This is a genomic window from Janibacter sp. HTCC2649 (genome assembly GCF_000152705.1).
In the GTDB taxonomy this organism is placed as follows: Bacteria; Actinomycetota; Actinomycetes; order Actinomycetales; family Dermatophilaceae; genus Knoellia.
In genome coordinates, this window is record NZ_CH672413.1 from 2,751,672 (window position 1) to 2,773,070 (window position 21,399).

Below are 21,399 nucleotides of genomic sequence, written 5' to 3' on the forward strand. Positions count from 1 at the left end.
TGCAGGCAACGAAAACCGTTGCAGCACAGCGGAATTCGCGAGAACGACGAAGCCCCCGGCCACAGGCCGGGGGCTTCGTCGTACACGGAGGTCTGTCAGGCGAGGAAGGGCTCGAGCTCGCGGAGGAGCTTGGGCTTGGGCATCGCGCCGACGATGGTCTTGACGATCTCGCCGTCCTTGTAGACGTGGAGCGTCGGGATGGACGTGATGCCGAGCTTGCCCGTGACGGCCGGGTTCTCGTCGGTGTTGAGCTTCACGACGTCGAGGATGTCGGCGTGGTCGCGCGCGATCTCCTCGAGGACGGGGGCGATCGCCTTGCACGGGCCACACCAAGGCGCCCAGAAGTCGACGAGCGTGACCTTGCTGTTCTTGAGGACGTCAGCGTCGAACGAGACGTCGTCAGTGGTGCGGGTGAACGTGGTGGTGTCCATGGTGGGTCCTTCCGGGGTGGGGCTGAGGGCGGTCAGTGGGAGATGAGAGCGGCGTCGGGGGCGGGTGCGCCCGCGTGCTCGGCGTCAGCGAGGAAGCGCTCGGCGTCGAGAGCGGCCGCGCAACCGGAACCGGCAGCCGTGATGGCCTGACGGTAGGTGTGGTCGACGAGGTCGCCACAGGCGAAGACGCCGGGGAGGTTGGTGAGCGTGGAACGGCCCTGAACGAGGACGTAGCCCTCATCATCCAGATCCACAACGCCCTTGATGAGCTCGTTGCGGGGGTCGTGGCCGATGGCGATGAACAGGCCGGTGACCGCAAGCTCGCTGGTCTCGCCGGTGACGGTGTCGCGCAAGGTGACGCCGGTCAGCTTGTCGCCACCGTTGACCGCGTCGACCCCGCTGTTCCAAGCGAACTTGATCTTGCTGTTGGCGAAGGCGCGCTCGGCCATGATCTTGGACGCGCGCAGCTCGTCACGACGGTGGATGAGCGTGACCGACTTGGCGAACTTCGTGAGGAAGGTGGCCTCCTCGATCGCGGAGTCGCCACCGCCGACGACGGCGATGTCCTGGTCACGGAAGAAGAACCCGTCGCAGGTCGCACACCACGAGACGCCGTGCCCGGAGAGGCGCTTCTCGTCGGGGAGGCCCAGCTCGCGGTAGGCCGAACCCATGGCGAGGATGATCGAGCGAGCACGCCAGGTGCGGCCCTCGCCGTCGACGACGGACTTGATATCACCGTCGAGCGAGACGGACTCGATGTCATCGGTGACCAGCTCGGCGCCGAAGCGCTCGGCCTGGGCGCGCATCTCGTCCATGAGGGCCGGCCCCATGATGCCGTCGCGGAAGCCGGGGAAGTTCTCGACCTCGGTCGTGTTCATCAGGGCGCCACCAGCGGTGACGGCCCCTTCGAACAGGACGGGCTGGAGGTTGGCGCGGGCGGCATACACGGCAGCGGTGTAGCCGGCAGGGCCGGAACCGATGATGATGACGTTTCTCACGACATTGACGTCCTGGCCGCTTGGTGCGTCGGCGGAGGAGCTCACGAACACCGTCCCTTGTGGCAGTAATGGGGAACCACCGCTACATACGGTGGTCACAATGCAACTGATCCTAGGCGCTCAGTGTTCCCGACCCGTGGCCCGACCCGCGGTCAGGGGAGGGTCACCGGTCCGGTGAGCACCGAGGGGTTGCCGGTGGTGCAGTCCCGACCGACGGCGTATGCCGTCCGCATGCCTTCCACAGTCACGATGAGGACCGCTGCAGGCGCCTTCTCGAACGTGGAGAGGTCGACGTTGGCAGCGCTGGCGCGGGGCAGACCCAGCGCCTCGAGGCACGATCGCACTCCGATCTCCGTGCCGATCGGCCCGATTCCGGGTGCCTCGGCGGCAAGGGGAGTGATGGTGGGACCGCTTTGTGGACCGCCCAGTTCGCCGCTCGACTGGGCCGCGAGGCCGGTGGCGGAGTAGTCACGACCCGAGTGGCGAACGACGATGGCGCCGAGAGTGACCTGGGCGCCGCTACTGCTTTCGGCCGAGAAGCTCTTGGAGGTGTCGGAGTCGCTGGTCGTCCGTGACTGGGTCTCTGGCTGGGCGCCGGCAGCGGTGTCGGAGGACGCTGTGCTGGAGTCATCGCTCGATCCCAGTGAGCCGAGCTGACCCGTGGCAGCGGCACCACCACCGATGAGGACCACTGCCGCGATGGCGGCCTTGCTCCCGTGCCGGATCCACCATGGAGATCGGCTCGCGCTGGTGGTTCCACGTGAAACATCGGCGGCCACGTCATCGCCGAGTTCCGCACCGGCCTCCAGTGGGGGAAGGTCAGCCAGCGATGCGTGGATCCGGTCGACGAGGTCGTCGGGCATAGGCCCCGGGTCCGGGAGCCCGCGCAGCAGCGCACGCATCCCGGTCGGGTCCGTGTTCGTGTCGTCGTCGTACGTGTTCACCACCAGCTCCTCGGACCAGATGTCGTGTCCCTGCCCGGGACGTCGCAACGCGAGCCCGGGGAGGTGTGGTCCTCTGAGTAGGACGTCATGAGGTCGCCTCAGGTTCCCGTTCGACGCCAGAGCGTGCTTCGCGCAGGAGTTCCGCGAGGGCGAGGCGGCCTCGCGCGCAGCGCGATTTCACCGTGCCCACCGCGACACCGAGCGTCTCTGCTGCCTCGGCGACCGGCATACCGTGCATGTCCACGAGCACGAGCACGACGCGTTGGTGCTCGGGAAGTCGAGCGAGAGCCGCGCGCACGTCGAGTCCGGTCTCGGACTCAGCGTGCCGGTCATGGCTGTCGATGATGTCGATGTCGGCGGCGTCACCCGCACGGCGCAGGACGTCGCGCTCGCGTCGCATCCGGTCGAGGCACGCATTGACGACGATGCGGTGCAGCCAGGTCGAGACCGCTGCTTCGCCGCGATAGGAGCCGGCTCCCCGAAAGGCCTTGATGAAGCCCTCCTGGACGCAGTCGGCAGCCAGTTCGCGATCACCGATCGTGCGCACCGCGACCGCCCACAGCCGGTCGCGGTGGCGTCGGAAGAGCTCACCGAACGCCTCCGCGTCGCCAGCGACGTGTCGAGCCATGAGGGAGCGATCGTCGGCGCCCTCAAGGTCGGCCATGTCAGTTCTTGACCCCGACCTCGCCCAGGATGGCGCGGTACCGGCCCTTGTCATCGGTGGTGAGGCGGGTGAACCAGACGATGACGTACTGCCCCGTCACTCCGGCCTTGACCGGGAAGGTCACGGTGCCGTTGGCGTCGGCCTTCTCGCCCACCTTGGTGGCTCCCGAGAGGGTGCGGTCGCCGTTGACGTAGACCTCGACGTCGGCGGCGTTGCCCAGCGTGAGGCTGATCTCGCGGGCTGCGACGTTGGGGCCGAGGTCGACACTGACGCCGACACCCTTCTTGAGACCGCCGAACGCCGCGGACGAGTAGCCCTCGGACTGCCAGAACGTGGCGGTCTTGTCGTCGAAGACACGAGGTGCCAAGGTGCCGTTCTCGCGTCCGTCGCCCTGGGGGTCGAACCCGTCGGCACCCAGGATCTGCAGGGCTTGACCGGTCGTGGCACTGGCGCTGGGTGCCGTGCCGGTTGCCGAGCTGCTGGTGCTGGGTGCGGCAGTCGCCGATCGGGGCGGGATACCGCCGAAGTCGATGTTGGTGTTGGAGCCGATTCGGGAGACGCCCCAGATGCCGATGATCAGTGCCAGGACGAGGAAGCCCGCGACGATCCCCAGGGCCATCTTGGACTCGTCCCGGGTGAGCGGCTGGGCCGGAACGAGCGGGGCCGGAGCCTCGAGGAACGCGTCCGTGCCCGTGCCCGGGCGAAGGCGCTCGCCGTCGGGCGTGAGGCCGGGTGCGTTGGGAGCGGTGATCCGCTCGTGGAAACCTCGGCGCTCGGCGGCCTTCTCGGAGGCACGGTCGCTCACCTGTCGGCTGAGGGAGCCGACGCGCGAACCCACACGGCCCACGGCACCGGCCACGGCGGACCCTGCGCCGGCCATGGCAGCACCGGCCGCTGATGCCGCCGCAGCGGCACTGGCTGCCGCGTTGGCCGCGGCACTTGCCGCTGCGGCGCCGGAACCCTCCGCGCTCGAGCTGGCAGCGTGGGCGGGGCTGTGGCTGGCGCGGCCACCGCCATCGCTGTCGTGCGTCTCGGTGGTGTCCTCGACGTCGTGGCGGAGGGTCTGAGTCTCAGGAGTCTCGGAGACGGGAACGGCCTCAGGGATCTCGATGGCTTCGGTGACGGGGAACGTCGCGGAGACCGGGATGGCCTCGGTGACCGGGCTGCCCGTGGACACCTCCGCTACCTCGGGGACATCGGGCACGTCGGGGACCTCGGGGACATCCGCCGTTGGGCGGTCCATGACGCGGGTCGGAGCCTCGTCCACGAACACCTCGACCGAGTCACCCTCGTCGGGACGGGCGAGGGCTGCCGGCTTGAGGGCCGCGGGCGCGGTGGCGATGGGCGCAGGCCGGGGCGATGGGGCCGGCTCGGCGGGTGTGACTGGCGCCGACGGCGGGGGTGAGGTCGACAACCCGGCCGGTACGCGGGGATCGATGGAGCCAGTCGTCGCAATCGTCGATCGTCCGGCCACCTGACGCGAGGGCCACGGTGCGATCTGCCGAGCGAAGTCGCCGGGCGACGTCGGGCCCTGGTCCTCGCCCAGCGTCAGGCGGCACAGGGCATCGAGGTCGCGCGGGACACCGGCTGCGATCTCGGACGGAGCAGCAACGCCACCGAGGACGCGCGGAGCGGACCCGAGCGACGTCTGTCCGGGACCCGGCCACAGACCGGTGAGACCGGCATACGCCAGGGAAACGACGCCGATGGCGTCGCGGCGGGAGGCATCGTCGGACTCGAGGTCGTCGAGCTCGACGAGCGCAGCACTCGTGGCGACGCCGCGCACGCGGACCTCGCCGTTGAGGGTGCGCAGGACGTCCTCCGGTCGGAGGTCGAGGTGGTGGAGGCCACGCTGGCGGGAGGACTCGAGAGCAGTCGCGACCTCACCGACGATGCGGCGGACCTCGTCGGCGGGGAGCCCGCCCTCGTGGACGAGCTGGGCCAGGGAACGGGCGCCGGCGTTGTCGGGCTCGACGACCCAGGCGACACCGTTTTCACGGCCGACGTCGAGGACGCGGTGGAGTGTGGTTGCCTCGAGACCTGCGGCGCGGCGAGCAGCGTCGAGCAGGGCACTGGAGCGGTGGTCGCTCTCGGGGAGGCAGAGCACCACGACGGAGCGCCCGAGGGTCGTGTCGTCAGCGGTCCAGCGTTCGCCTCCGTGGCGTTGCTCGATCCTGCGCTGCGTGGTGTACCGCCCATCGAGGGTGGTTCCCGGTCCGACGCCCTCCAACGGGTGCCCCTTCCGCTCGTGTGGCGCCCATCCTAGGCGTCAGGGTGCGGAGGCGGCTGCTCACTCTCCGGCGAGGCGCTGCCAGGCGATGCGGGCGATGCGGCGCTCGTTGGGGAAGGTCAGGTGGCGGTGGGCGTCGCGCAGGGCGAACCAGGCGACGTCGATGGCCTCGTGGTCGGGGTCGTTCTCGATGGTGAGCACGCCACCGACGGCCTCGAGGAGGTAGTGATGGACGTACTTGTGGATCCGCCGGTCGCCGACCGCGAACCAGTAGTCGATCGTGCCCAGCTCGATGAGGACCTTGCCCTGTATCCCGGTCTCTTCCGCGACCTCGCGGGCGGCGGTCTGCGGGAGGGTCTCGGCACCTTCGATGTGTCCCTTGGGCAGGCACCACTCGACGCGACCGGCGCGATTGCGGCGCGCTATGACGGCGATCCGTGCCTCACCGTCGTGCACGTCGACGACCACGCCACCGGCGGATCGTTCCTCGACCGCAGGGAGCCGCCGGGTGACCCGGGGTGGTTCCGCTGCGGCATGGCTCATCTAGTCACTCTAACCACGACGGCACCAGGCCCACCTCTCATGCTGGGCCACGTGTCGGGATCGGCGACGGGTGCCGACCGTATGCTCGCCGCGTGCCCCTCGACATCGACGGCAACCTGTTCGACCTCGCCACGTCGCTGGCCGGACTGCTCGGCGCGCCGGTCACGATCGAGGACCACGACACCATCGTCATCGCCTTCTCCGGTGGGAACCAGGACGTCGACGACGCGCGAATCGGCACGATCCTCGGCAGGCAGGTGCCGCTGCGCTATCGCGACGCGATCGCCGCGACCGGTGTCTTCGAGCACCTGAAGGTGTCCGACGACGTGTTCATCGTCGACCTGCCCGAGGAACAGATGGTGCCCCGAGCCGTGGTCGCCGTGCGCGACCAGGGCCAGCTGGTCGGGTCGATCTGGGCGGCGATCCCCCAGGGTCCGAGTTCGGCGCAGGTGGTCAGCCTCGTCGCGGCCGCGCCACAGGTGGCGAAGCTGCTGCGGGCCGAGCGGGACATGGCAGACCGAGGGCGCCGGGAGCGGACCAACCTCGTCACCACCCTCCTGGCTGGCGGCGTCGGTGCGGAGCAGATCGCCACCGACCACGCGTTGTCCGGGCAGTGGGTCGCGGTGTCCGTGCGTGGCCTCGCGGCGGAGGCAGCCCGGGCAGGGCTCGGACCACTGACCCTGCACCTGTCGGCCGTTGCTCCGTCGGCCCTGTGCGCGGCCCACGACCGCGGCATCCTCGGCATTCTGTCCGCGGGGTCGGCTCGTCGCATCCTCGACGACTTCCTGCGTCGCTTCAGCGGGCGCGACCAGCTGGTGATCGGCATCGGCACCCCTGCCGAGGCGCGTGACCTGGCCGAGTCACGTGCGGTGGCCGACCAGGTGGCCGACGCGATGCTGCGCCGTGGACGAACGGGTGCCGTCGCCACGCTCGAGGACGTCTTCGCGGACGTGCTGGTCGACCGGCTCGACGGATTCCTGAACCGGCATGGCGAGTCCAGCCCCTTGGCGAGACTGCGCGAGCACGACCGTCGCTTCGAGAGCGGTCTCGTCGACGCGGTGCGCGCGCTCCTCGACACGGGTGAGGTCAGCGCGGCCGCCGAGGTCCTGGTGGTGCACCCCAACACGGTGCGCAACCGCCTGCGCAAGGCGCGTGAGCTGTGCGGCGTCGACCTCACCGACCCTGCCACCCGTCTCGCACTGATGGTCGACCTGCGCTCGGTGAGGTGACAGCGCGGGTGAGGTGACAGCGTCCGGCAACTCGGCGGCATACCCGCCGATGTGCCGGACGGCACGAGCACGTTGGCCGATCGCACAACCGTCGGCGCGGAAGTGTGGCCCAACGGGCATCGCCCGGCCACGCGCTCGCGACCAGACTTGAAGGCATGGCACAGCAACCCGAGCACGTGGTCATCGTCGGCGCAGGCATGGTCGGTCTGTCGACCGCGTGGTACCTCCAGGAAGCAGGCGTCAGTGTCACCGTGCTCGACCGTGACGGGGTGGCTGCCGGCTCGTCGTGGGGCAACGCGGGATGGCTCGCACCAGCCCTGACCCTGCCCCTTCCCGAGCCCGCCATGCTCAGGACCGGGATCCTCGCGACGCTGAAGCCCGACTCGCCCGTCTACGTGCCGCTGCGGGCCAACCCGCGCCTCGCACAGTTCCTCGCCGGCTTCGCACGGCACTGCACCGCCGACCACTGGAACAAGGCCATCGAGGTCTTCAACGTGGCCAATGCCGGTGCGCTCGCGGCCTACGACGAGCTCACCGAGCACGAGGGCCTCGGCCGGGTCGACGAGCCGACCCTCGACGCCGAACCCTTCCTCGCCGGCTTCGTCTCCGAGGCCGACCGGTCGGTGCTCGTCGAGGAGTTCCGTCACGTCGCGCAGACCGGGGGACTCACGAGCTTCGAGCTGCTCGACGGCGACGACCTGCACACCCTGGCGCCGTCGCTCGGGGAGGCGGTCACGCACGGTGTCCGCCTGCACCGCCAGCGCTACCTCAACCCGGGTCGCTTCGTGCACGCCCTCGCCGAGGCGGTGACGGCGCGGGGAGGCGAGATCGTTTCGGGTCACCGCGTCACCAACGTCAGCCAGCGCGACGAGCGTGTCCTCGTCGAGGTCCGCGGTGGGGAGTCGATCGTCGCGGACGCCGCCGTCCTGGCCAACGGAAGCTGGATCGGCGATCTGGCCCGGCCGCACGGTGTTCGCAAGGTGGTTCAGGCCGGCCGCGGCTACAGCTTCACCGTGCATCCCGACCAGGTCCCCACCGGCCCGGTGTACTTCCCGACGCAACGCGTCGCCTGCACGCCGCTCGGCAAGCCCGACGAGGGCCTGCGCATCGCCGGGATGATGGAGTTCCGCAACCCCGACGACGCCCTGGACCCCAGGCGTGTCAAGGCCATCGTCGACGCGGCCACCCCGATGTTCACCGGCATCGACTGGTCGCAGCGTGAGGACGAGTGGGTCGGTTCACGACCGTGCACCACCGACGGCCTGCCCCTCGTCGGTGCCAGCCGCTCCGACCGGGTCTTCGTCGCCGGCGGCCACGGCATGTGGGGTGTCGCCCTCGGGCCACTGACGGGCAAGCTCCTGGCCGCCCAGATGACCGGTACGGCAACCTCGGGCGACCGGGACCTCCTCACGGCGTTCGACCCGCTGCGGAAGTAGGGCAGCGGCAGCGACCCTCCCTCTGCGCGGGCCCGGCTCCGACTCTGGCTGGCCGAGGGGGAGGGACCGGACACCTAGTCTTGTCACTCGTGTCACCCAATACTCCTTCCGCCCCGCTCATGAAGCAGGCCGTCGCCCGTCTCGCGCCGGTGCTGCCGCTGCTCACCGAGCTCGGCGCGCTCTTCACCCAGGCGGGTCACGAGCTCGCTCTCGTGGGTGGTCCGGTGCGCGATGCGTTCCTCGACCGCACGCCCCCGGACCTCGACTTCACGACGAGCGCGTCGCCCGAAGAGACCGAGGCGATCCTGCGCGCGTGGGGGACGGCGACGTGGGACATGGGCCGCGAGTTCGGGACGATCGGCGCCCGTCGGCGCGTCGGTGGCGTCGAGACGACGGTCGAGATCACGACCTACCGCGCGGACGCCTATGACGGTGTGACCCGCAAGCCCGTCGTCGCGTTCGGTGAGTCGCTCGAGGAGGACCTCGTCCGGCGCGACTTCACGGTCAACGCGATGGCGCTGCGGTTGCCGTCGCTCGAGTTCATCGACCCGTATGGCGGGCTGGCCGACCTGCAGGCTGGCTGGCTGCGGACGCCCGCCGCCCCCGAGGTGAGTTTCGGGGACGACCCGCTCCGGATGATGCGGGCCGTGCGCTTCGTCGCGCAGCTCGGTCTCGACCCCGCTCCGGAGGTGTATGCCGCGATGCAGGCCATGGCGGCCAGTCTCGAGATCGTCTCTGCCGAACGCATCCGCGACGAGCTCGTCAAGCTGTTGCTCGCCCCCCGGCCCCGAGCGGGACTGGAGCTGCTCACGGTCACGGGACTCGCGGCACACGTGCTGCCCGAACTTCCCGCCCTGCAGCTCGAGGTGGACGAGCACCACCGGCACAAGGACGTCTACGACCACTCGCTCATCGTCCTCGAGCAGGCGATCGACCTGGAGGGCCCGGCAGACGGGCCTGTCGAGTCCGTGCCGGGGCCGGACCTCGTCCTGCGGTTGGCGGCGCTGCTCCACGACATCGGCAAGCCGGCGACCCGGCGCTTCGAACCGGCCGGGGGCGTGAGCTTCCACCACCACGAGGTCGTCGGCGCGAAGCTGACGGCGAAGCGGCTCAAGGCGTTGCGGTTCGACAAGGAGACGATCAAGGCGGTCTCGCGGCTCGTCGAGCTGCACCTGCGCTTCCACGGCTACGGCGACGGGGCGTGGACCGACTCGGCGGTGCGGCGCTACATCACCGACGCCGGACCGCTGCTCCCGCGCCTGCACCGACTGACCCGTGCCGACTGCACGACGCGCAATGTCCGCAAGGCACAACGGCTTTCACGGACCTACGACGAGCTCGAACGCCGCATCGGACTGCTCCTGGAGCAGGAGTCCCTGGCGGCAGTGCGACCCGAGCTCGACGGCAACGAGATCGCCGAGCTCCTGGGGATCAAACCCGGGCCCGTGCTGGGTCGCGCCTACAAGTACCTGCTGTCCGTGCGACTCGACGAGGGCCCCATCGGACCCGAGGCCGCCGCCGATCGGCTGCGGACCTGGTGGGCCGAGCAGCCCGAGTCCATCCAGGACTGAGTCGCCGCGGCGGGACTTGTGTCCAGCCACAGGCGGGGTAGGGCACGCGTCCGACAGGACACAACGACGAGTCCCATCAGCGATGGGGAGTTCTCCCCATCGTGCGCATCCCGGGTGCACGACTAGGCTGGTTCGGATCATGCACGGCGCCCGGTGAGGGCGCTGCCCCCGACCGCCCATGGAGGTGGCCCCGATGCCCACGGTGGGCCACCCGAGCGCGCTCAGTCCGCAGCTCCCGACGATCGAGCTGACCCTGCCCGAGGGCTGGGTCGCCGAACCCGGCGGCGACGCCCTCTTCCGCGTCACGCACGGCAGGGGAGGGGACCTCGCACCCCAGCTGGCGGCATACATCCACACGTCGCACGAGGCGACCACCGCCGATCTGGTCGACGACCTCGTGATCGAGGCGGAGGCCCACGACGAAGGTGAGTCGGACCCGACGTTCGACGTCGACCTCGACGGTCGCGAGTGGACCGGCCTCAACGTCTCGTGGATCCAGGACGGCGAACCCGTCTACCTCGTGCACCTCCTCACGGCCGTCGCCGCCGGTGAGGTCACCCAACTCGTCCGCCTCACGGGTCGCATCGCCGGTCCCGACTCCGAGCGCGACTACGACGAGGTCCAGGACGTCCTGGAGACCGCGCGGGTGACACCTGCGCGTGGAGACGACGCGTGAGCGCGGGGCACTACTCGGCGCTCACCGGGCCCGACGTGCGCATCCGCTCCGGGGCCGCGACCCACGTCGGCCGGGTCCGCGACCACAACGAGGACAACCTCATTGCCGAGGGACGCGTCTACGCGATCGCCGACGGCATGGGTGGTCACGCCGCGGGTGAGGTCGCGAGCAAGATCGCGGTCCAGTGCCTCGGTGAGCTCAACACGCGCGAGCACGTGCGCTCCGAGGACGTCGTTGCCCTGCTCCGTCGCACCAACCGCGAGATCCTCGAGTCGGCCGCCCGCCACCCCGAACAGACCGGCATGGGCACGACGGTGGCGGGCCTCACCGTCGTCGACGCTGGCGGTGCCGACCACTGGATCGTCTTCAACGTCGGCGACTCCCGCGTCTACCGCTTCCTCGGCAACCGGATGAGCATGGTCACGCAGGACCACTCCGAGGTGCGCGAGATGGTCGACGCCGGACTCATCACCGCCGAAGAGGCCCAGCGGCACCCGCTCCGCAACATCATCACCCGCTCGCTCGGCACCGAACCGGGCCCCAACGCCGACGTCTGGGTCTTCCCGCCCCACCCCGGCGAACGCTTCGTCCTGTGCAGCGACGGACTCTCCAACGAGATCGACGACCGCACGATCATGGTGACCCTCCAGAAGTACGACGACCCCCAGGCCGCTGCGGATGCACTGTGCATCGCCGCCGTCGAGGCAGGAGGTCGTGACAACATCAGTGTTGTCGTCGTCGCTTTCGACGCTGACGAAGATGACAATGACGAGGCCGACACGGCTCCCCGTCACACCCTGATGCCGACCTGAGGAACACACCGTGAGCAGCACCGAGGTCACGACCCAGCCCTCCGCTGGCTGGGTTGCGCTGTCCGCCGCCGACCGACACCTCATCGTCCAGGGACCCGCGAGTCTGGCCGACGACCTGCAGGGTGCGCTCGACGCCGGCGTCGTCGACGTGCTCCAGGCCCTTGCCGTCGAGGGACTCGGTGGACTGCCGGACTTCGCGTTGGTCGACACCTCCGGTGAGGTGGCGCGGGTGGTCGTGCGTGGCGAGGCTGTCGTGCGCGCCGACGGTTCGTCGGTGAATTCAGACGGGCGTATGCCGTGGCGCGACCTTGATCTCGACGCTGCGGTCATCGAACTGGGTGACGGTTCCAAGGGCGGCTGGCGCCGCCCCGCTCGACTCGGTCGTCCGGCCGTCGTGGCTTCGCCCGCGCCGGTGGCCGCGGAGGAGCCCGAACCCGAAGCAGAAGTGCAAGCTGAGCCCGAGGAAGTGGGCGAGCCCGAGCCGGAGCCTGCGGCAGTGGCCGAAGCCGAAGCCGAAGTCGAAGTCGAGCCCGAGGTTCAGCCCGAACCCGTCCCCGTGCCCGAGATGGTGCCCGAGCCCGAGGCCGAGGCCGAGGCTGAGGCCGAGGCCGAGGCCGAGGCTGAGGCCGAACCGGAGCCCGAACCCGTTGCGGACGAGGCCCCCGAGCTCTCCCCAGCCGCCCTCGCACCGCCGGTGCCCCCGGCCGACCTGACGCTGCCGCCCTCGGAGGAGTACGCCGGGGCGGCGCCCTCCGAGCGCATCCCCCCGGTCAAGCCACCAGTCGAGGACAAGAAGGTCCTCATCGACAGCGTCCCGTGGCGCACCCTCCCCGACGCCGCGGGCGCCTCCGCCCCGAAGGCAGAACCCGAGAGCCCACCCGAACCCATCGCTGCTCCCGTGCTCGCTCCTCCCGTGCCCGTGCCCGATGCAGGTCCTGCGCCGAGCCCGGAGCCTGCCGCCGCCGACGGACCCACCGGGCCCGACAACTGGGGCATGACCGGTCCGTCGCCCATGCAGGCGTCGACCGACGAGCCCGCACCTGCAGCGGCCGACACCGTCGCACCCGTTGCACCGCCCGTGCCGGTGCCGGACGTGACGATGGACCGCAGCGCGCTGACGCCCGGCACCGAGGGCCCGGCCGACAGCCCTGTCGTGCTCGCCGTCATCTGCCCGGCCGGTCACCACTCGTCACCCCACGCGAGCAACTGCCGCGTCTGTGGGCGGGACATCCCCACGCAGCAGCCGTTCCAGACGCCACGCCCCCAGCTGGGGACCCTGGTCGTCTCCACCGGCGGCCTCGTCCCGCTCGACCGCGGGATCCTCCTCGGCCGGGCACCCAAGGTCAACGCCGACCTGCCACCGAGCAGCCGACCGCACCTCGTGCGCCTCGCCTCGCGCGACAACGACATCTCGCGCAACCACGCCGAGGTCATCCTTGAGGGGTGGCACGTCCTCGTGCGCGACCTCGGCTCGACCAACGGCACGACCGTGACCCTGCCCGGCCAGGAGCCGGTGCGCCTGCGCCCGACCGAGGACTTCGGCATCGAACCCGGTGCCATCCTCACCCTCGCCGACGAGGTCTCGCTCACCTACGAGGTCTCCGAGTGACCCGAGCAGCACCCGGTTCCGCCCCGGAGATCCCCGGACTCGTCTACCGCCAACCCTTGGGTTCCGGCGGGTATGCCGACGTCTTCCTCTACGAGCAGCAGCAGCCACGCATGCCCGTGGCGGTCAAGGTCCTCAAGCGCGAGGGCCTCAACTCGACGATCCTGCGGCAGTTCGTCGACGAGGCCAACACCATGGCCCAGCTCGCCGACCACCCCTACATCGTCCAGGTCTTCCGCAGCGAGACACTTCCCGACGGTGGCGCCTACCTCGTCATGAAGTACTACCCGCCGCCCAACCTCGCGACCCGGGCCAAGCGGGAAAGGCTCACCGTCGAAGAGGTGCTGCGGACCGGCATACAACTGGCCAGTGCGGTCGAGACCGCGCACCGCGCGGGCATCATCCACCGCGACATCAAGCCGGCCAACGTCCTCATCAGCCAGTACGGCGCCCCCGGCCTCACCGACTTCGGCATCGCCGGGCGCGGCGGCCAGGAGGAGCACGACGAGGACGTCGGCGTCTCGGTTCCGTGGTCTCCGCCCGAGGTGCTGTACGGCCAGAGCAACGGTGACGCCCGCAGCGACGTCTACTCCCTGGCCGCAACGCTGTGGCACCTCCTCGTCGGGCGCTCGCCGTTCGAGCAGCCCGGTGGCGACAACTCGGCCTACTCCCTCATGCCGCGCATCCGCGCGACACCCGTTCCACAGACCGGTCGCGCCGACGTCCCCGTCAGCCTCGAACGACTCCTCGGCCACGCCATGGCCAAGAAGCCGGACGCCCGCCCGCAGAGCGCGCTCGATCTCGCCCGCGCCCTGCAGGCCATCGAGCAGGAGCAGCGGTTCGCCCGCACTCCCATCGTCGTCCTCGACGAGTCGGGTCACACGACCGTCGCCGACAGCCGGGGGCAGGCCGCGCCCGAGCACACCGACCCCGACCGCACCAGCGTGCGAGCGCCCATGGTCTCGTCGCCGCAGGCCTACACGCCGACGCCCGCAACGAAGCCGGCTGCGACAGCGGCAGACGCCGACGAGGGACCGCAACCGACGACGATCAGCGGCGGTGCCCTGCTCGCCGGAGTCGGCGTCCTCATGCTCGTGCTCGTCGGCGCCCTCGTCTGGGCGGTCGGCTTCCGCGGCGACGGCAAACCGACCGACGAGGCGACCGACGCCCCCACGGCCTCGGTGACGACCGGACCCGGCGGACCCGCTGTCGACATCCCCGAGCCCCCGAACATGGACGGCCGCGCCGTCACCGGCGGTGTCGCCTTCACCTGGGAGTACGCCGGCGTCCGCAAGGGCGACTTCTACCCGATCAAGATTGCGGCCAGTGAGGCCGAGGTACCCAAGGCCCAGGTGGTGACCGCGCGCAAGATGCCCTACACGGTTCCTGCCAAGCCCGGCCAGACCGTCTGTGCCCAGGTGGCCGTCTCTCGAGCCACCGGCAACGCTTCGTCCTACTCGCCCATCAAATGCGTGACCGGAGGCTGACCCGATGGCAGTGATCGTGGAGTTCTGCGGCGAGGAATTCCGGGCACCCGACGATGCCCCGCTGACGATCGGGCGCGTCGCCGACGTCGAGATCGACGACAATCCCTACCTGCACCGTATCTTCCTGCAGGTCCACCGTGAGCACGACCTGTGGTGGCTCTCCAACGTCGGCTCGACCCTCACCGCGACCGTCGGCGACCGCAAGGGCCTCTTCCAGGCGTGGCTCTCACCCGGCGCCCGCATCCCGCTCGCCCTCGAGGCGTTCACGGTCTGGTTCACCGCCGGCCCGACGACCTACGACTTCGACATCACCGTCGACGACGCGACCTTCACCTCGATCGTCACCGAGCCAGAACTCGAACCCGAGGACTCCCCGGGCGAGACCACGGTCGGCCGCGTCTCCATGACCCCCGACCAGAAGCTCCTCATCGTCGCGCTCTGTGAGAGCTTCGTACGCACGACGTATGCCGGCCAGGGCCAGATCCCCTCCTCCGCCCAGGCCGCTGCCCGGCTCGGCTGGACCACGACGAAGTTCAACCGCAAGCTCGACAACGTGTGTCAGAAGCTCGCCGACGCGGGTACTCGTGGACTCCACGGCGGACCCGGCAAGCTCGCCAGCAACCGCAAGTCCCGCCTCGTCGAGCACGCGCTGTCGACCCGCATGGTCACGGAAGCGGATCTCGTCCTCCTCGACTGAATTCCGCGGAGCGCGTTCAATCGCGTATGCCGTTCGGCTCCCGTGCGCGTATGCCGGTTCGCCGCCATCCCATCCGCCGCTCGCGCGCTGAGCGCACTCCCGGCTCCCGCCAGACCCAGCCAGCGGCGAACCGACATACGCGCTGGTCGCTGGGCACCCGCGTGCCCCGCAGGACAAAGTCGTGCACAGCGGGATCCTGGCTGGGCGCGAAGGCTTGGGTGCGGCTCGGGTCGAAAGTGGGGGCACGGCATACGCGGCTGGTTGGTGAGGGGACCACCGCGGAAGTCCAGGTGAGGGGCTTGGGCCCCTGCTGGTTGGTGAAATTTGCGCGAGGGGTGACCGTTCACCGCGAAAGGCTTCCGCGATCGGTGCGGGAACGGCAGGATGCACAGAAGTCCGTGCAATTGGAGTGCGGGCTCCCGGGCTGAGGTCCGGTTCCTGGAGGAGAAACATGACAGCTCGCAGATCCACGCGCGCGCGTTGGCGTTACCTCGCCATCGCGCCCGCGGTTGCACTGGCCGCGACGGGACTGACCCTGGGGTCGGGCTCGGTGGCGGCAGCACCCAAGACAGGTCCGGTCGGTTCCGGCGTCGATGCAGCCGTGGGAGCGGGCTACATCAACTACGTCGCACCCCGGATGGAGAGCGCGTTCTCGACCGACAAGGCCGCGAAGATCAAGGGCAAGGCCGTCAGCAAGACCTCGGCGAAGACCCAGCAGGATGCGCTCGCGAAGGCCAAGGTGGTTGACCGCAAGCACAGCCAGGGCAACCCGGTCGCGGCACGACAGCTCGCCAAGATCGAGGCCAAGGCGATCAAGACGGGGCAGAGCCCCAAGGCGCTCAAGGCCGAGACGGCCCGAAAGTACAGCAGGTACAAGTCGGCGCCCACGATGCAGCAGGCCAAGCTGCTGACGATCCTCGTGGAGTTCAACGAGAACGCCAACGACGACTTCAGTGGCGCGATGGTCCCCGACGGCTTCGGTGCGGAGGGCTGTGTGGCCGGCAACGTCCAGAACGGACCGACCCACAACCAGATCCCCAACCCGGCGACCAGCGACCTCAAGGACAACAACTCCATGTGGTTGTCGGACTTCTCGTCCGAGCACTACAACAAGATGCTCTACACCAAGAGCGGCATCACCGAGCGCGTCCGCACCGACCTCACGGGTCCTGACGGCAAGCCCGGCATCGACATCTCCGGTTACACCATGAAGAACATGTACGAAGAGATGTCCAAGGGGGCCTACACCGTGGGTGGTGCGGCCACCCCGTGGATCACCGTCCCGCACTCGGAGGCCTACTACGGCGCGACCGTGTGCCACAAGGACGAGAACGGCAAGTGGGTCTACGGCGCGATGCAGGACATGCAGGGCCACCCGAGCAACGCCAAGGGTCCCGGCCAGCTGCCCATCGATGCCGTCGCCTCGCTCGCGAAGGCACAGCCCAACTTCCCGTGGGCCGACTACGACCTCGAGGACCAGGGCGACGTGGACGGTGACGGCAACGTCCTCGAGCCCGACGGCGTCATCGACCACGTCGTGCTCGTCCACGCCGGTGAGGACAAGTCCGGTGGTGGCGGCGCCGAAGGCCCCTACGCCATCTGGGCGCACTCCTCGGCGGTGGCTGGCGGCGCTCCGGTGCCCGGCACCAACCTTCGCCTCTCGAACTACATCGTCCAGCCCGAGGACTCGGGTGTCGGCGTGTTCGCTCACGAGTACGGCCACGACCTCGGTCTGCCGGACCTCTACGACACCGCGAGCGGCGGTGACTCCGACGTCGACTTCTGGGACCTCATGAGCTCCGGGTCGCACTCGGGCCCGATCTTCCAGTCGATGCCGACGCACATGGGCATCTGGGACAAGTGGGTGCTCGGCTGGGCCGACCCGCTTCAGATGAACCCCGGTGACGCGGCCAAGTCCATCAAGGTCGGTCAGACCAGCCGGACCCCCAAGGGCTCGGCCGACGGCGTGAAGATCAACCTCCCCAACAAGGTCGTCACGCGGGCCACCCCGCACAGTGGCACCAAGATGTGGTGGGGCAGCAACGACCAGAACTGGGCGATGAACTCGTTGACCCGGTCGGTCACGGTGCCAGCGAACGCCGACGCGAAGTTCTGGATGTGGAACAACTACGTCATCGAGAAGGACTGGGACTTCGGTTTCGTCGAGGTCTCCACCGACGGTGGCACGACGTGGACCCCACAGAAGGTCTACAACGAGGCCGGTGCCGAGGTCTCGACCCCGGACGCCTACGCCGACCCCAACGGCAACCTCGCCACGTTCGGCAACCGCAAGTACGGCCTGACGGGCACGAGCGACGGATGGCGTCATGACTACATCAACCTCGGAGCGTGGGCAGGCCAGAGTGTCAAGGTCCGCCTGATGCAGTCGACTGACGCTGCCTTCACCGAGCGCGGCTGGTTCGCGGACGACTTCTCGGTCACCGGTGGCGGGGCCACCACGTTCAGCGACAACGTCGAGGGCGGCGCCAACGGTTGGACTGCCACCACCGGTACGTGGGTGGGTGGCGAGGCGCTGGGTGCAGGTTGGATCATCGACTCCGGCACCTCGTCGGCGGCGCAGTACTACCTGGTCGAGTGGCGCAACTTCGACGGGTTCGACAAGGGCCTGCAGTACGCCTACGACACCACCTACCAGAAGCTTGGTGGTGAGGGTGCGTGGAAGGTCGAGAAGATCAAGTACAACGCTCCGGGTGCGCTCGTCTGGTACCGGGACACGTCGTACGGCGACGCCAACCACGTGCTCAACAACCTGACGACCCTCCCCAGTGAGGGCGCCAAGGGCGGTTTGCTCATCGTCGACAGCCACTTCGACCCGCTGCGCCGGACAGGGGCGAACGCCGCCCTTGACCCGTCGACCCTGAAGAACCTGCCGTCGCGTCCGCAGTCGTCCAACGCCGCGTTCAACGTGTTCGGGAGCTACCCGTTCAAGGAGTGCTCGACAAAGGCCGACTTCACCGGCGAGGCGTGCAACACCTTCGGGGCCCAGTCCGCGGTCAAGTCGTTCACGGACAACAAGGGTTGGTACCCCGGATTCGAGATCCGTGGCGAGGACATCTTCTACCGCGATGCCGACGCCTCGACCGTGGTCCCGTCCGTGGGCAACGCTCCGTACAGCGTGCGGGTCGTGGATGCGGCCGGCAACCCTCTGCCGCAGTACTACGGCGTCAACATCGGCGCCGTGACTCCTCTCGGAACGGGTAACCCGTCCGATGCGGGAGTGGGCTACGGAACCGGCGTGACCGTCACCAAGGCGTTCGTCGGGAACCAGTCCGCGCTGTTGCAGATCACTCCGCCCAAGGCCAAGTAGCCAGAGGCGGACCACCTGTCGGGCCCGTATCCCTTTCGGGGGATGCGGGCCCGATCCCGTATGCCGCCGACGCCTTCGTGCCCCACACGGACACGACCAAACCCCACTTCGTGCCCCGCACGGTCAGTGCCGGGCCCGGCTTTGTGCCCCGCACGGACAGAGCCGAGTCCGGCTTCGTGCCCCGCACGGTCAGTGCCGAGGCCGGCTTCGTGCCCCGCACGGACAGAGCCAGGTGTTGTCCACAGGCACAGTCCACGGTCGCAGGTTGTCCACAGACGACCGATCGGAGCTGCCCCGCGGCTGTCCGACCGTGAAGCGTTGGCGCATGAATACCTTCGCCTCTCTACCCCAGCCCTTCGCGCATCCCGATGTCATCGCTGCTGAGCTGTCTCCGCGCCAGGTCCTTCGTGCCACCGCGGCCGGCAGCGTCAGCCTGGTCGGAAAGCGCCTGTATGCCGTTCGCTCGCTTTGGGAGGCAACGCCGGTTTGGGAGCAACACCGCCTACTCTCCGAGGCGGCTGTGCGACTGACGAAGGACGCGATCGTCAGTCATGCGAGCGACGCCGCACTGCTTGGCCTGCCTCACCCGACCCATCCACCGGCCAGGGTGTCGATGACGCTCATGGATGACTTCCGCACGTTGCGGCCCGACAGTTGGCGCCGCTACTTGCGGGGTGCCATTCCGTACGAGCATGTGGAGATCCGCGCCGGAGTGCCGCGACTGGTTCCTGCCCGAACCGTCATCGACTGTGCGCGTCAGCTCCATCCTCGCGATGCGCTCGCCATTGCCGACGGAGCCCTGCGCGCCGGTCTGGTGACGCATGCGAGCCTGCGAGAGATGCGGCGGTTCCAGCGCGGCTGGCCGGGGGTGACCCGGTCCAACGACATCCTGATGCTCGCCGATGGGCGTCGGGAGAACTGGCTCGAGTCTGCGTCCGCGTGGTCGATGCACCGATGGGGCCTACCGATCGGGATTCCCCAGGTGAACATCGTGGACCTCGACGGTCGACTGGTTGGTCGGTGCGATGCGCTTTGGCCGCAGGAGGGCGTTGTCGGCGAGGCTGATGGCGTCGAGAAGTACCTCCTCGACGGTGCCACGTCCGAGGCTGTCCTGGGTCGGCTCGACGATGAGCGGGATCGCGAGCAGGGTTTCGTCGCGCTCGGACTTGGGGTGGTGCGCTGGACCCCCCGAGAGGCCATCGACGGGGCGGAGCTCCATGCGCGGTTCCGGGCGGCGGCCCGGGTTGACGGCTCGGTGGGGGTCGGGGCCGAGTTCTCCTGCAGTTGCTGCGAGCGGCCCCTGTCGGACTGTGCAGTGGAGGAGAGTCTGAGGCTGTGGCGCCAGTTGCTGACGGAGGAGTTCGCCCCCAAGGTGTGGTGACCACACTCGCCGATGTCCGTGCGGGGCACGAAGTCGGGTTGGGCCGTGTCCGGGTGGGGCACGAAGTCGGGTTGGGCCGTGCCCGTGTGGGGCACGAAGTCGTGACGGGACGTGGGCACGCACTGGTGCGGGCGGCATACCCCCGATGTCCGTGCGGGGCACGAAGTCGGGTTGGACCGTGTCCGTGTGGGGCACGAAGTGGGTATGGACACCCATAGGGAACGGGGGGTTGCGCCGGGTAGCATTCGTGAGGCATACGTGTGACTTCTTGACGTGACGAGGGGTCCGCAGGTGTGTGAGCACCCACGGGGGGTGGCACATCGGGTTGTGGGGGTCTGCATCAGGGCTCCGAACTCGACAGTGTCGCCCCACCACTGCGATGAGAGGACCCTGACCCATGACGGTCACCCATGACCAGGCCGCGTGGTTCACCAAGACCTTCGAGGCAATGGTGAGCAACGTCGACAAGGCCGTGCTCGGCAAGGAGCACGTCATTCGACTGGCGCTCACCTGCATGCTCTCCGAGGGGCACCTCCTCCTCGAGGACTTCCCCGGGACCGGCAAGACGCAGCTCGCGCGCGCACTGTCGAGCACGGTGCACGGCACCAACAGCCGCATCCAGTTCACGCCGGACCTGCTGCCGAGCGACGTGACCGGTGTGACGATCTATGACCCCAACACCAAGGTCTTCGAGTTCCACAAGGGACCGATCTTCGCGACGATCGTCCTCGCCGACGAGATCAACCGCGCGTCACCCAAGACGCAGTCGGCGCTCCTCGAGGTCATGGAGGAGGGCAAGGTCACCGTCGACGGCACCCGTCACGAGGTCGGCGAGCCGTTCATGGTCGTCGCCACCCAGAACCCCATCGAGCAGGCCGGTACCTATCGCCTGCCCGAGGCCCAGCTCGACCGCTTCCTCATGAAGACGACGCTCGGCTACCCCGACCACGAGGCGACCGTGCGCGTGCTGCGCGACGCCAAGACGCGTGACCGCACCAAGGCCCTCGAGCCGGTCGTCACCTCGCAGGTCATCCTCGACATGGCCGAGCTCGCGGACGAGGTCCACGTCGACGACGCGATCCTCGACTACGTCTCGCGCCTCGCCGAGGAGACCCGTCGCCACGTCAGCGTCCGTCTCGGCCTGTCCGTTCGTGGATGCCTTGCGTTCATCCGGTGCGCCAAGACCTGGGCCATCGGCCAGGGCCGCACCCACGTCATCCCCGACGACATCAAGATGCTGGCCCACCCGGTCCTCAACCACCGTCTGCTCGTGACGGCCGAGGCCCAGTTCGCCGGCATCACCGTCGACCAGGTCATCAACCAGATCCTGGGCGAGGTCGCGCCTCCGACTGAGCGAGTCGCCTGA

Annotated in this window: 17 protein-coding genes; 11 read left to right on the forward strand and 6 right to left on the reverse strand. The window is 69.3% G+C overall.

Annotated features, from left to right (window positions below; translation table 11 throughout):
• Positions 1 to 95: 95 nt before the first annotated feature.
• The 6 genes from trxA to JNB_RS13180 form a co-directional block, all read right to left on the reverse strand.
• On the reverse strand, positions 96 to 431 hold the full coding sequence (gene trxA / locus JNB_RS13155; RefSeq protein ID WP_009776979.1) for a thioredoxin: 336 nt from the start codon (positions 429 to 431) through the stop codon (positions 96 to 98).
• 32 nt (positions 432 to 463) lie between these two features.
• The gene (gene trxB / locus JNB_RS13160; RefSeq protein ID WP_009776980.1) at positions 464 to 1,480 is read right to left on the reverse strand and encodes a thioredoxin-disulfide reductase; all 1,017 of its coding nucleotides are present in this window, start codon (positions 1,478 to 1,480) and stop codon (positions 464 to 466) included.
• 101 nt (positions 1,481 to 1,581) lie between these two features.
• Positions 1,582 to 2,373, reverse strand: a complete 792-nt coding sequence (locus tag JNB_RS13165) for a hypothetical protein (RefSeq protein WP_040883800.1) — start codon at positions 2,371 to 2,373, stop codon at positions 1,582 to 1,584.
• A gap of 85 nt (positions 2,374 to 2,458) precedes the next feature.
• Complete coding sequence (gene sigM, locus JNB_RS13170) at positions 2,459 to 3,037, reverse strand: RNA polymerase sigma factor SigM (RefSeq protein ID WP_009776982.1); 579 nt, start codon at positions 3,035 to 3,037, stop codon at positions 2,459 to 2,461.
• A gap of 1 nt (position 3,038) precedes the next feature.
• On the reverse strand, positions 3,039 to 5,267 hold the full coding sequence (locus tag JNB_RS13175; RefSeq protein ID WP_009776983.1) for a hypothetical protein: 2,229 nt from the start codon (positions 5,265 to 5,267) through the stop codon (positions 3,039 to 3,041).
• 60 nt (positions 5,268 to 5,327) lie between these two features.
• On the reverse strand, positions 5,328 to 5,810 hold the full coding sequence (locus tag JNB_RS13180) for an NUDIX hydrolase (protein WP_009776984.1): 483 nt from the start codon (positions 5,808 to 5,810) through the stop codon (positions 5,328 to 5,330).
• 92 nt (positions 5,811 to 5,902) lie between these two features.
• Here JNB_RS13180 and JNB_RS13185 point away from each other — a divergent pair, with 92 nt between their 5' ends.
• From JNB_RS13185 to JNB_RS13240, 11 genes are all read left to right on the forward strand, one after another.
• Positions 5,903 to 7,039 (forward strand): CdaR family transcriptional regulator, encoded by a 1,137-nt coding sequence (locus JNB_RS13185; protein ID WP_009776985.1) that lies wholly within the window; start codon positions 5,903 to 5,905, stop codon positions 7,037 to 7,039.
• Positions 7,040 to 7,194: 155 nt separating this feature from the next.
• The gene (locus JNB_RS13190) at positions 7,195 to 8,475 is read left to right on the forward strand and encodes an FAD-binding oxidoreductase (protein ID WP_009776986.1); all 1,281 of its coding nucleotides are present in this window, start codon (positions 7,195 to 7,197) and stop codon (positions 8,473 to 8,475) included.
• 119 nt (positions 8,476 to 8,594) lie between these two features.
• Positions 8,595 to 10,046 (forward strand): CCA tRNA nucleotidyltransferase, encoded by a 1,452-nt coding sequence (locus JNB_RS13195; protein WP_009776987.1) that lies wholly within the window; start codon positions 8,595 to 8,597, stop codon positions 10,044 to 10,046.
• Between the two features lie 193 nt (positions 10,047 to 10,239).
• A complete protein-coding gene (locus JNB_RS13200; protein WP_148232424.1) occupies positions 10,240 to 10,722 on the forward strand; it encodes a hypothetical protein in 483 nt (160 codons plus the stop codon).
• A complete protein-coding gene (locus JNB_RS13205) occupies positions 10,719 to 11,534 on the forward strand; it encodes a PP2C family serine/threonine-protein phosphatase (protein ID WP_009776989.1) in 816 nt (271 codons plus the stop codon). The genes JNB_RS13200 and JNB_RS13205 overlap by 4 nt, the downstream gene beginning before the upstream one ends.
• 10 nt (positions 11,535 to 11,544) lie before the next feature.
• Positions 11,545 to 13,143, forward strand: a complete 1,599-nt coding sequence (locus tag JNB_RS20575) for an FHA domain-containing protein (RefSeq protein WP_009776990.1) — start codon at positions 11,545 to 11,547, stop codon at positions 13,141 to 13,143.
• A complete protein-coding gene (locus JNB_RS13220) occupies positions 13,140 to 14,627 on the forward strand; it encodes a serine/threonine-protein kinase (RefSeq protein ID WP_009776991.1) in 1,488 nt (495 codons plus the stop codon). The genes JNB_RS20575 and JNB_RS13220 overlap by 4 nt, the downstream gene beginning before the upstream one ends.
• A 4-nt stretch (positions 14,628 to 14,631) precedes the next feature.
• Entirely contained in the window at positions 14,632 to 15,324 is a 693-nt protein-coding gene (locus JNB_RS13225) for a hypothetical protein (protein ID WP_009776992.1), read from the forward strand.
• Between the two features lie 451 nt (positions 15,325 to 15,775).
• A complete protein-coding gene (locus tag JNB_RS13230; RefSeq protein WP_009776993.1) occupies positions 15,776 to 18,652 on the forward strand; it encodes an immune inhibitor A domain-containing protein in 2,877 nt (958 codons plus the stop codon).
• 325 nt (positions 18,653 to 18,977) lie between these two features.
• Positions 18,978 to 20,033, forward strand: coding sequence for a hypothetical protein (locus JNB_RS13235; protein WP_009776994.1), 1,056 nt, complete (start codon positions 18,978 to 18,980; stop codon positions 20,031 to 20,033).
• Positions 20,034 to 20,430: 397 nt separating this feature from the next.
• Positions 20,431 to 21,399 carry a MoxR family ATPase gene (locus JNB_RS13240; RefSeq protein WP_009776996.1) on the forward strand — a complete coding sequence of 323 codons (969 nt, stop codon included), beginning with the start codon at positions 20,431 to 20,433 and terminating at the stop codon, positions 21,397 to 21,399.